The following is a 14,476-nucleotide window of genomic DNA, read 5'->3' as shown; positions in this document are numbered from 1 at the left end:
GTATATGATGAGTTTTTATACTCCGCCAAAAGATTTTGCAAGACTAGGCAAAATCGTTATGCTTAGCCCCAAAGATTTAGCAGATTTTGGAGAATCTAGCGTATTTTTGTGCCATACAAAAATATCAACCAAAAATCCACAATTTTTAAGCGGAATCTATTTTGAAAATCAGCTAGAAAATATCCCACAAAATCACTCACAAAATCTACAAAAATATAACAAAAAAATAAAGAGCGCGAATATTGATTTATCGCAATGCGAAGTTTGCCAAGATGGAAAAAAAGATGGGCAAAAAGAGGGGAAAAAAGAGGGCAAATATGACAAAGAATGGGATATTTTCAAGCAAACAAAAGAATGGCTAGATTTGTATTTTGCAGGGGAGGGGTTGCCACCTTTGCCCCCGATTGTGCTAAAAGGCTCTAGTTTTAGGCTAAGCGTGTGGCAAGAACTGCTAAAAATCCCTTATGCAAGCACGACTACTTATGGCACACTAGCCACAAAAATCGCCACACTTAAACAAATGCCAAAAATCTCTGCCCAAGCCATAGGTGGCGCAATAGGGCAAAATCCTATCTCAATCCTTATCCCCTGTCATCGTGTCATAGGCGCAAATGGGGATTTGGTAGGCTATGCTAGCGGGTGTGAAAAAAAGAAAATCTTGCTAGATTTTGAAGCTAGACACAAAGCCACATACAAACAAACGCCAAAAAACACCCAAAAAACGCCCAAAAACACCCAAAAAAACCAATGAAGTGCAGGTAGTTTATAAAAGCGCAGGCAATTTATGAAGCACAGACAATTTATAATGTTCGTGCTTAAAATCTATTTGCAAAAATTGACTAAAATCCAAGACTTAAATGCTTGCATTTATAAAATACAAATTCTACTTTCAAAGAAATCACGCAAGGAAACTACGATGAAACCAAACCAACCAAATGCCAAAGCACATTCTCGCAGAGAATTTATCAAAACTTCTGCTAGCCTAGCACTAGGATTAGCCCTGCCACCTCTAGCATTTTCAAATCTAGCTTATGCCAAAAAATCCTCGCAAGGCGATTTAAAACCTACCTTACAAACCACTACGCTAAATAACGGAATCAAAATCCCGCTTGTGGGGTTTGGCACTTCTCGTATGGGAGGGGGACAATGCCAAAAAGCCGTAGAAAACGCGCTAGAAGTGGGCTACCGACTAATCGACACCGCGCAAATGTATGGCAATGAGCTAGAAGTAGGCAACGCTATCAAAACTGCGCTAAAAGGTGGCAAAATCAAACGCAATGAGCTATTTATCACTACGAAATTATCAAGCGATATGAGTTATGATGAGACCCTAAAATCCACACTTGCTTCGCTAAAAAAACTCCAAATTGATTATGTGGATTTGCTACTTTTGCACAAAAACTATCCTCAATCACTCGCTATGTATAGGGCGATGGAAACACTCCACAAAGAAGGCAAAATCAAATCTCTTGGGATTTCAAATTTTGATGTGCAAAATTATGAAAATTTCATCAAAAAATGCGAGATAATCCCTGTGCTAAATCAAATGGAAACGCATATTTTTTATCAGCAAAAACCGCTAAGAGAAACGATGAAAAGCTATGGGACAAAGCTAGAGGCGTGGAGTCCTTTTGCTAATGGTAAAAATGACTTTTTTGCAAATCCTACACTTGCAGAAATCGGCAAAAAACATAGCAAGACGCCAGCCCAAATCGCGCTTAGATTTTTGGTAGAGCAAGATATTATTGTCATACCAAAAACCTCTAAAATCGAGCGAATGAAAGAAAATATCGATATTTTTGATTTTGCGCTAGATAATGTAGATAGAGAAGCACTAAACGCGCTAGATACCAATGAGCCGTTATTTAAGTGGTTTTAAATGATTTAGGTGGCGTATCAAAGTGTAGATTTTGTGCTTTTGTGAAGCAGGGGTAGATTTTCTAATGATTGATAAAATCACGCCACAAATTTTAGAAATGCAAAATTTAATTTGTCAAAATCTAAATTTATGCAAAATCTAAATTGGGTATGGTAGAAAAAAGTAGCAAAAAAGTAGCAAAATCTAAAAAAGTGTAAAAAAGAAAAACGATGCTAAAACTCTCTCGCACAAATGCGTGGATAATGCTTTTTGCCGCCATTGGCTTAGAAATCTGCGGACTTAGCCTGCTAAAAGTCTTTGAAGCAAATCCTATTTTAGGCAAAGCCATTTTAATCGCGCTAATGAATCTCTCATACTTCCTTATGTCCCTTACGCTACGCCAAATCGCCGTAGGCGTGGCTTATGCCACTTGGGAAATCATAGGCGGGATTGGCGTGCTGCTTGTGAGCTTTGTGTTTTTTGACCCTGTTTTAAGCACGGAGCAGTATTTTGGGATTGTGATAGGTTTTGTAGGGATTATTTGCATAATTTTAGGCGAAGAGCATAGTGAGGAATCACCGCAAAAATCTAGCCTAAAATCTAGCACGAAATCAGAATCTAAATCTGTGGCGGATTTTGGCGTGGATTCTATCTTAGATTCTAGCACGCAATCTCGCCTAGATTCTCACGCAGATTTTAATGAGGGGCGCAAATGATAGCATTTTTATTAGTCGCGCTCTCTGGCTTGCTAGATGTGTTTGCAAACCTCGCACTAGCGAAATCAAATGGCTTTAAGAATCTAAAATGGGGGATTTTGGCGTTATTGCTTGTGGATAGCGTGTTTTTGTTTTTGGCGTTTGCGCTGGATTTGGGTATGGAGCTCCCTGTGGCTTACACTTTGTGGGGGGCGATAGGGATTTTAGGCACGGTGGTTGGGGGGTATTATTTTTTTGCCCAAAGGCTAAAGCCCATTGGCTTTGTGGGAATTGTGCTAGTGCTTATCGCGGTGTATTTGCTCCATTTTGCGTGATTTAAATAAAAAATCTTATGAAAACACTTTACAAACTTTTTAGCCTAAGACAAGGCGAGTTTAAGATTTTAGCCCTATCATTTGCCTTTATTTTTGCGATTTTTAGTTCGTATTCTTTGCTTCGCCCTGTGCGCGATGCGCTAGGACTTAGCGGGGGAGATGATGGGCTAAAGTGGCTATTTTTAGGGACTTTTGTGGCGTGCATTCTCTCTGCTCTTGCGCTTATGTGGCTTAGCACGCGCATAAAGCGTAGATTTTATATGGATTTTGTGCTAGTGTTTTTTGTGCTAAATTTGCTCATATTTTATGTCGCTATGTTGGTTATCATCAAAGATAGCGCGGAGTTTGTATGGCTTTGTCGGGTGTTTTATGTGTGGGTTAGCGTGTTTAATCTTTTTGCATTTTCAAGTGCTTGGAGTTTGCTAAGCGATATTTTTAGCAAGGAAGCAAGCCAAAGGCTTTTTGGCATAATCGCTGCTGGGGCAAGTCTAGGGAGTATCGCTGGCTCTGCAAGCGTGAAGTTTTTTATCAACCATATTGGCGTAAGCAACATTATCTTTGCCTCAATGATTTTACTAGGCATAGCACTTGTGCTAAAAAACGCGATGATTGCGGAACTCAAGCGGTTTGAATCGCTAAAATCTTTAGCGCGATTTGACAAAACAATCGGCGCGAAAAATCCATTTGTAGGATTTTCACTCATTGTGAAGTCGCGCTATTTGATTGCGATATGCGTGTTTGTGCTATTGCTTACAGCTGTTTCGACTTTTCTTTATATGGAGCAAACGCGAATCATAAAAGAGCTTTTTCTCACACCTGAAGCGCGAAGTGTAGCCTTTGCAAATATTGATTTAATCGTGCAAAGCCTCTCACTCTTTATCCAAATCTTTCTTACCGCCAAAATCGCTCGCTTTTTTAGCCTTAGCGCGTTGCTAGGCATAGTGGGGTTTGTGGTGGGCGTGGGCTTTGTGGTGCTAGCTTTTACCCACCCTGCGTTTTTGCCATTTATCATTGTAATGTGTATTCGCAGATTGGGCGAATACGCGTTAGTAAAGCCCGCAAGAGAAATGCTTTTTGTCCCGCTAAGTAGCGATGAAAAATACAAAGTCAAAAGTTTTATCGATACGGTGGTATATCGCGGGGGAGATGCTTTGAGCGCACAAGTGGAGAGTGCGCTATTTAGCACAGGCATTAGCGTGGTGCTTTTAAGCGGAGGGTTTATTAGCTTTGTGTGGGGATTTTTGGGAATCTTTTTAGGCAAAAAATACCACACAAAAGACACCACAAAGGTTAGATTTGATGTTGGCTAGTTTTTGTCTAAAATTTATGCAAAAGCATTCTTGCTTATGTGGGCTAGTGGGCTAAACTTTTGATTTTGCCTAGCTAAAATCTCATAAAATCCAAACCCCCCAACACTCCCTACAAAATCCCCTCCAAAGCTACCAAAATCTAAAATCTCAAAATATCTATGGGCTGTAATATCTGCTCCTGTGTAGCGGGCGTGGATTCTTTAGAATCTTTAGATTTTTTTGATTTAGATTCTTTTTCATTTTCGTTTGATTCTTTTTCTTTTGGCTTAGATTCTTGCGCAGGTTTTAGAGTGTCTAGTTTGGCGTTTATCGCTTCTTTGTAGTGGCTTTTTTCAATTAGCTCTTTGTATGTTGTCTTATACTCATTGCCTGTGCCTTTTCTTGGAGGGTTGTTGTTCCACACCACACCGCATTTTTTGCCGATGATTTTACAGCCTGTTTTAAATTTCGCATTGCAGGTTTCCTCTATCGGCTCGCACTTGGTATAAAACTCTTCCCCATCAATGATTTTTAAATCCGCCGTTTCAACGCTCTCATAAATAGGCTCAATTTTTTCTTTTTTGATAAAAGCTAAAATCTGCTCTTCTGTGTCTAGTCTTGGCTTTTGGTAGGACTCTAGCATTTTTTGGTATTCTTTTTTGGTTTCTTCTTCTAGTTTTTGTTTGTAGTCTAGGACTTTATCATTCCATTCTTTTGAGATTTTCATCATTTCGGCTAGCTGTTTTTGGTATTTTTCCTCTTTTTGTTGGTAGGATTTTGCCTTTTTTTGCGTGTCATTATCGGGGGCTTTTTTGGTTTTGCCTGTGTTGTAGCTTTGGACTTCTTGGTAGGCTTGCCATTCCTCATCGATGACTTTTTCTAGCGTATTTTGAGCGACATTGCTCGGGTCAAACCCGCTTAATGCCTGCTCTTTAAATCTTTCCAAATCTTTTTGTGCTTTATTTGGGGTTGGAGCTTTGACTTTTTGGACAGCTTTTTGGTAGGCTTTGGCATATAGATTGGTATTTTGTCCTACGGCGTTGTATTCTTGCTCATCGATATATTTGCTAAGCGCGTATTTTTTCTTTATCAGCACGCCATTGCTTTGGGAATAATGCACGATTATCACATTTTCTTTTTCCTCATTTTTGATTTTTTCTTTTGTGATTTCTTTTTCTACACCATTTTTAAAAACCCCTCCAGCACAATTATACGCTTTTGATAATTTGTCTTTATGTATTGTGAAAGTATATGCACCATTTGGGCAACCACCTTTTAGGGAATTATTTATCACTAGCCCTTTGCCATTATAGTAGCTATCTATATCTGCTAGCATACTCGCTAGCGGGACAAAGGTAGAATTTAGATGAAAAGTTTGCTCTTTTAGCCCAAACGCGATTAGCTCTAAGGATTTGTCATTAAACACTTTGGGTATGTAGCCTATGTCTGTTGTGGTGTATTTGACTTTGTCCCCGCTATCAAATGCAAGTGTGATGCCCCGCACCGAGCAAAGCATTATGTCCATTTTTTCAATATCAAATGATATATTTGCTTTGTGAAGCCTTTTGGCAAATGTCCCAAACTCTGCTTTTAGATTCTCATCTTTGATTTTGCTATGGAGGCATTGTGCTACTTCAGCGTAGCTATGTAGCTCACAGCCCATTTTTGTGGCTTTTAGTCGTTTGATTTTTAGCTCATCTCCGCTTGGCAAAGGTGCGTAGCCATTTTCTAGCAGATGGGCTACTTTTAGCTGCATAAGGTTATTTTTGATATTAGTCCTTATGTTGTCTAGCAAATCTTTTTTGCCACAGATTCCAAGCCTGCTAGAATCTTTTGTGGTTTTTTTATCAGGCTCTAGTGCTTCTTGTAGATTTTGTGTTTGTGTGTTTGCGTTTAGATATGTGGAGAATGCTATCACTGCTACACAGGCTAGTTTAAGCATTTGTTTTTGAATGCGATTTTTTTGCTTTGGGATTGTTGGTTTATTAGCCAAAAAATCTTTGGGCATTATTGTTGTTGCCTTTGTTTGTTGTGCGGTTTGCATTATGTGTTTCATTATATGTCCTTGCGTAAGATTATATAAGCATTTTTACTCATTCTTGCATTTTTTATGCAAGATTTTAGGTTTAAAAAAAACTATATTGTATCTTATATTTTTGCGATTAAAAGCAAAATTTTATCTATTTAGAAATATTATTTTTGTTTATTATTTATATGATTTTAGGCAAAATAGAGGATTTATTTCTAAAATCACATTTTGTTTTGTATAAAATCTGTGTGTTTTTATGGCATTTGTATGATTTTGGTGGATTTTGTGAATATCGCTTTGTCGTATTTGATTTTAGTTATTTTATTGCATTTTCGTTGGTCGCATTTGTGCTTGGCAAGTAGATTTTTTTTGTGCTGCGCAGGATTTGCCCTGTGCGTAGATTTTTTGCCTCGACATAGAGATATGCTTTTGTCTGTGTATTTGCCCCTATATGTTGCGTTTGCAAGGCAAATCCCCCCACATACCCATTGCCAAAATCAAATCGCCCTTGATGAAAATTTGGCTTGTTGGCACAAATAAGCGCAATATCCTCCAAACTGCGCAGATATAGGCTAGATTGAAACCTTAAATGAGAGTTTGTAATCCTATCTAGGCTAATGCCACTGCTAGTGCGAATGCTCGCTAAAAATAGCCCAACGATGACTAAAAACATTGCCGCATAAATAAGCCCAAAAGCATTGTGGCTAGATTGTTTTTGGGCGTGGATATGTGCTTTCATCTGCTATGTTGGTTTGTAAGATTTTGTGTATTTGCGGGGGGCAAAATGGGATTTGAAGTTTTTTGGTTTGAAGTTTGGTTTTGATTTATGCGATTTGTATTGCTCGCTGTTTTGGATAAAAATCCTGCTCTATTTATGCAGGTCTGTTTTGTGGCATTTTCAAAAAAGCATAGCAAAATGCTAAAACTATCATTATTTGCCGTAGTGATAGAAAACCTGCTTACCCCGCGCAATATAGGGCTATCATCAAGCAAAAGATTGCTAGAATCTAGCCTAATAGTATGACTAGGAAGCCTTAGCGTGTGATGACTAAAATCTATGCTAGATTCTAACTCGACTAGATTTCGCACTATATCGATGGCATTATTTGCTTCTAAATCTTTTAGTTGCTTGGTGGATTTGCTAAGGCTGTGTCGCTGAAAATAAAGCGTAGCTTGGCTAAGAACTATGACAATGAGGGATAAAATCCCTATCGCTAGCACAAAATCAAGCAAAATAAAGGCGTTTTTGGTGGCAGGTTTTTGGGATTTGTTGTGCGGGTGTTTTTGTGCGTTGTGGGGGTTTTTGTTGCGTGTGTGGCTTCGGTGTTTTGTGGTTTTATGGATTTTCAAAGAGGGGATTTGCAAATATGGAATCTGTGGCATTTGCAAAAGTGGCAAGCGTAGCATTTGTGTTTTTATCGTTGTTTGTAAAAATTGGCAATGCGCAAAGTATTGTTGCTTAGTGCTTGTCTTGCTTATTGCTCGCAGTTTTGAGGTTTAAATATTTTAAATCCCTGTTTTGCGCTCTCAAACATCGCCCCCTCGCAAAACTCCCCATTTGTGCCGATGATTTTATGGGATTTGGAAGAGATTTTGGATTCTAGCTCGGTTAATATTTGCTCTTGTTGTGTTTGCTCAATATTTTTCACCAACTCTTGGCTTTGTGTCCTCGCGTAATAAAATCTACCCAAAATCCCAAATGCCACCCCCAAAATCAGCACCACAAATACCACTTCAAGCAATGCAAAAGCATTGTGAGTGCAAATTATCTTGCATTGTTTGTGTCGGTTTGTAGATATGGGTTTTTGTTTTGGCATAGTTCGTTTTTTTGGTTTTTGTAGTGTTCGTATCATTTTTATATGCGCCTTAAATTAAAACTTGATAACAGCGATTAGCACGCCAGCAGTGGCTACCTGAATGCCAACAACCCATTTTATGATATTTATTTTTACCTCTGCGATTTCGTGTTTTAATTCTGCTTTGACGCCTGATACTTCTTGCTTGACTTCTGCAATTTCTTGCTTGACCTCCGACCTCAAATCAGCAATATCTTGCTTTAATTCTGCCTTGACTTCTGCTATTTCTTGCCTTACTTCGACAATTTCTTGCTTGACCTCCGACCTCAAATCTGCAATATCTTGCTTTAATTCTGCTTTTACTTCTGCTATTTCTTGCTTGACCTCCGACCTCAAATCCGCAATATCTTGCTTTAATTCTGCCCTAACTTCTGCAATATCTTGCTTTAATTCTGCTTTGACCTCCGCCATTTCTTGTCGCATTTGTGCTTGATGGGCTTTAAACTCAGCTTGGAGTAAATCTTTGCTTACGATTTCGTGTTTTACCTCATCAATCACTTGTTGTTTTAGTCGTCTAGAATTTAGGTTAAAACTAGCTTCAAACGCTTTTTGAGCAATGTTTGCTTTTTCTTCTCCAAATGCTTGGATAAAAAATGTATTGACTTCATCTTTTGTGAGTTCTTCTACCATTTATGTCCTTTTATTTGATTAAGGCGCAGGTTGCCAAAGTTTTGACAAGTTGCCAAATGTTTCGCAATGTCGCAAAAAAGTGGCCTATTATATCTAAATTTTGTGCCTTGTTTGTCATTTTTGATTTATGAAAAATTTTAGGGCGACTTAGTTGCTTTGATTTTATTTTGCATTTTCATTCATATTTGGCAGGGCAAAAAATTCCTTTTCAAGCACCACGATTTTGCTAGGCTCATCGCCATTTTGTTCGTTACTATGTTGTTTAGCGCGTTTGTCGCTTATTTGCAACGATACTATCCATCTCCCCTCTAGCTCTAGCATAAAAAACGGGCTAGCATAGATAAAATCTACTTCTTTTGATTCTTTTGTATTGTTTGAGGTTTTGGGCTGTGTATCTTGCGCGTGTTGCTTTGTTAGCTTGCCGATGGCGATTTGCGCGCCTTTTTTGCTAGGTTTAGCAGAGGTATAAGAGTTATCGTTAGGATTGTAGATAAAAATCTCTTGTTCATCAAGTTTGCCAATTTTTTGGATAAACGCCTCTATGTGCAAATCCTGTGGCATTGCTTTTTTGCTAACCACGCGCAAAAATATCGTGTTTAATGACTTTGTATGCAGGGTAGTTGATGGGTTATTAGCGGATTTGTCCCTATGAGGTGGGCGCATATAGGGCGAGTATGGGCGCAGGGATTCATCATTTGTAGGGGTGGCATTTGCCTGCAAAAAAAAGTCAAAATCCCCCTCTAACGCTTTCGTTGATTCTAGCAAGTCATTTATCGCTAAATCCATATCATCGTGCTTGATAAAAAACGGCACATCATCGACAACGGGATTTTGCACGGAAATGCGGATAGACACACTAATAAGCACCACACCTAGCAAAATCACTAGCAAGATTCCGTAGGGCCAGAAATTTGTGGGCTTTTTAGATGTTGTGTGTTTTTTAGATTTTGTCGCGTGTGCTTGCTGTGTCGTCTTATTAGAAGTGTTGTTTGTAGAATCTATCGGGTTTGGCATATTTGTCCTTTCATATTTGTCTTTGGGATTTTGGTGTTTTTAGATTTTGCTTTATTTTTAGGCAGATTTTGTTTTTCTAGGCAGGTAAGCAAACGCAAAAAGTCCCAAAAGAATAAAAAGCATCGCATACAAGATAAACTTCACATAATTTCTAACCCCCTCCTCATCGCGTGGGAAGTTGTTTTCTAGCTTGAATTGATACGCATCTGCAATTCTATCAGCAATTTCTGCATAGCCGTTTAATATCACGCCAGAAATGCGATTGGGCGTGAAATCCTCCTCTTTGTGTGGCAAAAGTGGTGCCATATAATCAAAAAATATAGAATCTAGCGTTTTTGGGCTAAGAAATTCTTTTGTGTTTTTTTGTGATTCTTGGGAGGGGTTTATGTTGTTTGATTGCGTTGCGATATTGTCTGCCTTAGCGTTTGAGATATAGTGCAAATTTGGACTTGAGACAATGTCTATTTTGTGCTCTTGGACAAAAAGAAAAATAATCACATAAGGTGCGTCTAGCTTAGATATGACTTGGGCTTGGTATTTTTTGCGGGATTCTTTCGTGGGGAAGCACGAAGGCAGCGAGACTTCATCGATGACATCTACAAAGAGTTTGATTCCGCTTTTGCTAAACACTTCGCTTGCAAGCGTGGATATAAACTCTTTAGATTTTGGGACAATGATATTTTTTGAATTTCCAAAGATATATGTAGAATTTGGAGTAATGCTATGGAGCAAAAACGAATCTAAATTGTGGGTATTTTGCGGGGTATTTTTGGAGGATTTTGCGTTGTTTAATCCATCTTTTGATTTATCGTTTAAGTTGTTATTAAAGTTTTGATTCAAGCTATTATTTAAGCCATTATCTAAGCAGGGAGAGGTGTGAGAATCTTGTTGTGAAGCAAGCGCAGTATTTGTAAAAATCGCAAGACTAGCTAGCAAACATAAAACAAAAATCTTTTTTAAGTTTTGCGCTAGATTTTGGCAAAGATTTTTAGAATCTTTAGGCAAGATAGCGCGTTTTAAGGCTTCAAAAAACACATTTGCAAAATCAGCTTTGCGATGATTTATCGTGCTGATTTTGCCTAAAATCAATTTGCCAAATCCGCGCAAAAGTCGCTCCCCTTACACGAGGTGCAAAAATCCATCAGGGATAAAAGCAATCGTAATAGAAGCAAGAGCCAAGACAACTATCATTAGTCCAAGTAATTTTTCTAGCGTTGTTAGCATTTTATCTCCTTATTTTGCATCTTCAAAGTGGTCTTTGTTATCCGCGCTTTGTGCTTCGATATTTCCACTATCTTTGATGATATAGTAGTTTGTCGAGTTTTCACTCTGAATCGTAGCCGCTGCCACGCCAAAGCAAATCGCTAGCACCACTACAAGCACCACAGCCACAAGAAACCCAAAAAGTCCATTTATACCAAATAAACCATTCATATTGCCTCCTTAGTCTCGCACTTTGAGTGAGTTGATATACGCAGCAAGTGCTTGGATTTGAATGTCATTAAAGTTTGCATAGCTAAATGATGGCATTTTGCCAATAAAGCCTTTTTTGCCATCGCGCAAGATATGCTTTACAAACTCATAGTTGCCATATTCTGTCAAATCCGCAGCAAAACCCTCGATTTCTGAGCCATTGCCCTTGCCATCTTCGCCGTGGCAAGTTACACAAATCATCTCATACACAGCCTTGCCCGCTTCGACATCTTCTTGAGAGTATTTTGTAGCTTGCGCAGGGGAAAAAGTCTGCATCACATAGGCAGCGACTTGTCGCTTTTCGTTTTCATCTTCTAGCAAGCCCGGAGTCATCTCTCCACCTGCATAATTTAGCCCCTTGCTCCCCTCTGTGATGACTTTTATGATTCCCTCTTCTTTGCCCCAAGAGCGCAAATCCTGTGCTTTGCCGTCCATTCCTTCAGCGTTGATTCCGTGGCATTGGGAGCATTGCACCAAAAAAAGTCCTTCACCCATAGCGACTTTTTCGCTTTGACTAAGCCCTTGCCATTTTTGCTCAAATATCGCGTTATTGTTTTGGACTTCTTCGTTGTATTGCCCGATTTGAGAAAAAGTGCCTAATGGATAGCCCACAAAAATATACCAAAGCCCCCACACGATAAGCCCCATAAAGATAAGCACCCAGCCCACAGGAATGTCGTTTTTAAACTCGCCGATTCCGTCCCAATAATGCTCTGTTAGCTCTCCTTCTGCTTTTGCGTCTTTCATTTTTTTGAAATAAAAGCCCACCACATAAATCGTAATCAACAAGATTACTACCGCACCCAAAAGGGTGATTTTAATGACGCTGTCATTTGACCAATTCATTGCCTACTCCTTTGTTGATGTTGTGCGAGGTTCGACTAGCTCATCATTTAGGCTATCATTGACAGCCAAATCGCCGTATTTCTCATAGTCGCGGATACCTTTTTTTTGTCTGCGCCACATAGAAATCGCATACGAATACAAAAATATAATCAAAAGTATAGTAACGACAAAATACGCACCAACCCTTATGTATTCGATATATTGAGCTGTCATACCTCTTGCCTTTTATTTTGTTCTTCTGCTTTGCCCTAGACTATTTAGATAGGCGATTAGTGCTACGATTTCTTTGACTTCACCTTTTTCTAAATAGTCTTTAATGTCTTGACTTTTCATATCTTCGACAAGTGCTTCCGCCTCTTTTAGATAGATTTCTTTTGCTTCCTCGATATTTGTGCCGATGGATACGCCACCTTGAGTGTTATAAGGGACGCTAAAGATTTCCATTTGAGTGAGGGCTTCTGCATACGCTGTCTCAAAATCTACATTTTTATCGTAAAGATGTTTATATGCAGGCATAATAGAAGCTGGGACTACACTTTTTGGGTCAAACATATGATTTTCGTGCCAATCTGTGGAGCGAGAATCCCCTATCCTATGCAAGTCTGGTCCTGTCCGCTTAGAGCCCCACAAAAATGGTCTATCATAAGCGTATTCACCGCTTAGACTTGCCATACCATATCTATCGGTTTCAGACTGAAAAGGGCGGATAAGTTGAGAGTGGCAATTATAGCAACCCTCTTTCATATACACTTGCCTGCCTGCAGTCTCTAGCAAGCTATATGGCTTTAACCCATCAATAGGGCGAGATGACTTAGAAAAATCTGGCAAAATCTCTACAAGCCCTGCGATAGAAAACACTAACAAAAACGCCACTGTAAAAAAGAAAGGATTTTTTTCTAACCAACTAAACATTGCTACCTCCTTTTAAGCAGCCATAGGTGAGGCAGATTTTGGCTCACTCTCTAGCTCTTTTGCTGCAGTCATTGTCATTATGGCGTTGTAAATAAACATCACAAAACCTACCAAATACAATGTCCCGCCAATCGCACGGATAAGATAATATGGGAATAGCACGCTAACAGTGTCGATAAATTGATACGCTAGATTGCCGTATTGGTCCATATCTCTCCACATCATACCTTGCGTAATGCCCGCAATCCACATACTAGAGAAGTAAAATACAATCCCAATAGTCATAATCCAAAATTGTATATCCATAATCTTTCTAGAGTAGATTTCGCGCTTAAACATTCTAGGCAACATATGATAGCACGCCGCAATGAGCGTGAATCCTACCCAGCCTAGCACACCATCGTGGACATGCCCTACAATCCAATCAGTAAAGTGTGCCAACGCATTGACAGATTTGATAGATTGAATCGGTCCTTCTAGCGTGGATAGCATATAAAATGTCGAAGCCAAAATCAAAAACTTAATAAGCGGGGATTCTTTTAGTTGATGCCATTGCCCGCGCATTGTGAGAAGCATATTTACCGCAGTCCCCCAAGATGGCAAAATCAAAATCACAGAAAACACTGAACCTAGAGTCTGCACCCAATCAGGCACGGTAGAGTAAATGACATGGTGTCCGCCAGCCCAAATGTAGATAAACATCAAGCTCCAAAATGAAAATAGCGTGAGTTTGTAAGAAAATACGCTTTGCCCAGATTCTTTTGGCAAAAAGTAATAAATCACGCCGATAACCCCAGAAGTGAAAACAAATGCCACAGCATTGTGCCCCCACCACCATTGGATAAGGGCGTCATTGCTACCTGCATATAGTGAGATAGAATGCAAGACACTCCCTGTGCTAGCGACAAGATAAGTAGGAATCGCAAGGTTGTTAAAAATAAATAGCACAGCAATAGCAGTAAAAGTCGCCATAAAATACCATAGCGAAATGTAAATCACATTCTCGCGTCTAACGCCCATAGAGCCAAACATACTCGCACCCCATAGCACCCAAACGACTACGACTACCAAGTCCAAAATCCAAGGAAGTTCAGCGTATTCTTTTGATTGTGTAAAGCCTGCAAAAAGCAAAATCACTGCTGCAAGCATAAGCACGATATAAATCCAAAAATGCGCTAAGCCTATGAATTTTAGAAGTGGGTGTTGGTGGTAAGTGATTTTTAGCACCCTTTGTCCCAAATAATACCACGCAGCCCAAATCCCGCTAAGAGTGAAACCATAAATGATTCCATTTGTGTGAAGTGGTCGAAGTCGCCCAAAGATTCCATACTCGCCAGCGATGTAGTTTAAATCAGGAAACGCCAGCTGAAACGCCAAAACAACGCCGATAAGCATACCGATAAACCCGAATGCAAGCGTTGAAAACAAAAACAATTTTGCGATAGAATAATCATATTCTAAAGTTGCTGCATTGTCTTGCATCTACTCTCCTTTTCTCCTAAGAAATATAAATCAAAGCTATTCTAACCTTTTTTTGAT

The 14,476-nt window shown here is 39.3% G+C and carries 17 protein-coding genes; 5 read left to right on the top strand and 12 right to left on the bottom strand.

From position 1 onward, the window contains the following. The first annotated feature begins 4 nt into the window (after positions 1-4). The 5 genes from ACWIUO_RS08150 (at position 5) to ACWIUO_RS08130 (ending at position 4,198) form a co-directional block, all read left to right on the top strand. Positions 5-751, top strand: coding sequence for a methylated-DNA--[protein]-cysteine S-methyltransferase (locus tag ACWIUO_RS08150; RefSeq protein WP_454177431.1), 747 nt, complete (start codon positions 5-7; stop codon positions 749-751). A gap of 165 nt (positions 752-916) precedes the next feature. Next, positions 917-1,879 (top strand): aldo/keto reductase, encoded by a 963-nt coding sequence (locus ACWIUO_RS08145; protein ID WP_454177405.1) that lies wholly within the window; start codon positions 917-919, stop codon positions 1,877-1,879. Positions 1,880-2,088: 209 nt separating this feature from the next. Continuing rightward, entirely contained in the window at positions 2,089-2,574 is a 486-nt protein-coding gene (locus ACWIUO_RS08140) for a DMT family transporter (protein WP_454177404.1), read from the top strand. Beyond that, positions 2,571-2,888 (top strand): SMR family transporter, encoded by a 318-nt coding sequence (locus tag ACWIUO_RS08135; RefSeq protein WP_454177403.1) that lies wholly within the window; start codon positions 2,571-2,573, stop codon positions 2,886-2,888. The genes ACWIUO_RS08140 and ACWIUO_RS08135 overlap by 4 nt, the downstream gene beginning before the upstream one ends. 17 nt (positions 2,889-2,905) lie before the next feature. Further along, entirely contained in the window at positions 2,906-4,198 is a 1,293-nt protein-coding gene (locus ACWIUO_RS08130) for an NTP/NDP exchange transporter (protein ID WP_454177402.1), read from the top strand. 139 nt (positions 4,199-4,337) lie between these two features. On the opposite strand, the gene ACWIUO_RS08125 is transcribed toward ACWIUO_RS08130, so the two are convergent. The 12 genes from ACWIUO_RS08125 to ccoN all read right to left on the bottom strand — a co-directional run bounded on the left by ACWIUO_RS08125 (position 4,338) and on the right by ccoN (position 14,419). Next, positions 4,338-6,233, bottom strand: coding sequence for a hypothetical protein (locus ACWIUO_RS08125; RefSeq protein WP_454177401.1), 1,896 nt, complete (start codon positions 6,231-6,233; stop codon positions 4,338-4,340). Between the two features lie 289 nt (positions 6,234-6,522). Then, positions 6,523-6,945, bottom strand: a complete 423-nt coding sequence (locus ACWIUO_RS08120; protein ID WP_454177400.1) for a hypothetical protein — start codon at positions 6,943-6,945, stop codon at positions 6,523-6,525. Then, the gene (locus ACWIUO_RS08115) at positions 6,942-7,613 is read right to left on the bottom strand and encodes a hypothetical protein (RefSeq protein ID WP_454177399.1); all 672 of its coding nucleotides are present in this window, start codon (positions 7,611-7,613) and stop codon (positions 6,942-6,944) included. Before ACWIUO_RS08115 ends, ACWIUO_RS08120 begins: the two co-directional genes overlap by 4 nt. 68 nt (positions 7,614-7,681) lie before the next feature. Beyond that, positions 7,682-8,059 carry a type II secretion system protein gene (locus ACWIUO_RS08110; RefSeq protein WP_454177398.1) on the bottom strand — a complete coding sequence of 126 codons (378 nt, stop codon included), beginning with the start codon at positions 8,057-8,059 and terminating at the stop codon, positions 7,682-7,684. A gap of 18 nt (positions 8,060-8,077) precedes the next feature. After that, on the bottom strand, positions 8,078-8,692 hold the full coding sequence (locus ACWIUO_RS08105; protein WP_454177397.1) for a coiled-coil domain-containing protein: 615 nt from the start codon (positions 8,690-8,692) through the stop codon (positions 8,078-8,080). A 162-nt stretch (positions 8,693-8,854) separates the two neighbouring features. Then, on the bottom strand, positions 8,855-9,706 hold the full coding sequence (locus ACWIUO_RS08100; protein WP_454177396.1) for a hypothetical protein: 852 nt from the start codon (positions 9,704-9,706) through the stop codon (positions 8,855-8,857). Positions 9,707-9,763: 57 nt separating this feature from the next. Next, positions 9,764-10,813 carry a hypothetical protein gene (locus ACWIUO_RS08095; RefSeq protein WP_454177395.1) on the bottom strand — a complete coding sequence of 350 codons (1,050 nt, stop codon included), beginning with the start codon at positions 10,811-10,813 and terminating at the stop codon, positions 9,764-9,766. 126 nt (positions 10,814-10,939) lie between these two features. After that, on the bottom strand, positions 10,940-11,140 hold the full coding sequence (locus ACWIUO_RS08090; RefSeq protein ID WP_454177394.1) for a DUF4006 family protein: 201 nt from the start codon (positions 11,138-11,140) through the stop codon (positions 10,940-10,942). A 9-nt stretch (positions 11,141-11,149) separates the two neighbouring features. Beyond that, entirely contained in the window at positions 11,150-12,025 is an 876-nt protein-coding gene (gene ccoP, locus ACWIUO_RS08085; RefSeq protein WP_454177393.1) for a cytochrome-c oxidase, cbb3-type subunit III, read from the bottom strand. A 3-nt stretch (positions 12,026-12,028) separates the two neighbouring features. Further along, the gene (locus ACWIUO_RS08080; RefSeq protein ID WP_454177392.1) at positions 12,029-12,238 is read right to left on the bottom strand and encodes a cytochrome c oxidase, cbb3-type, CcoQ subunit; all 210 of its coding nucleotides are present in this window, start codon (positions 12,236-12,238) and stop codon (positions 12,029-12,031) included. A 12-nt stretch (positions 12,239-12,250) separates the two neighbouring features. Next, positions 12,251-12,937, bottom strand: coding sequence for a cytochrome-c oxidase, cbb3-type subunit II (ccoO, locus tag ACWIUO_RS08075; RefSeq protein ID WP_454177391.1), 687 nt, complete (start codon positions 12,935-12,937; stop codon positions 12,251-12,253). Positions 12,938-12,949: 12 nt separating this feature from the next. Further along, positions 12,950-14,419, bottom strand: coding sequence for a cytochrome-c oxidase, cbb3-type subunit I (gene ccoN, locus ACWIUO_RS08070; protein WP_454177390.1), 1,470 nt, complete (start codon positions 14,417-14,419; stop codon positions 12,950-12,952). Positions 14,420-14,476 lie beyond the last annotated feature (57 nt).

The organism is Helicobacter sp. T3_23-1056, assembly GCF_053654535.1.
This window is presented reverse-complemented; position numbering and strand designations above follow the sequence as displayed.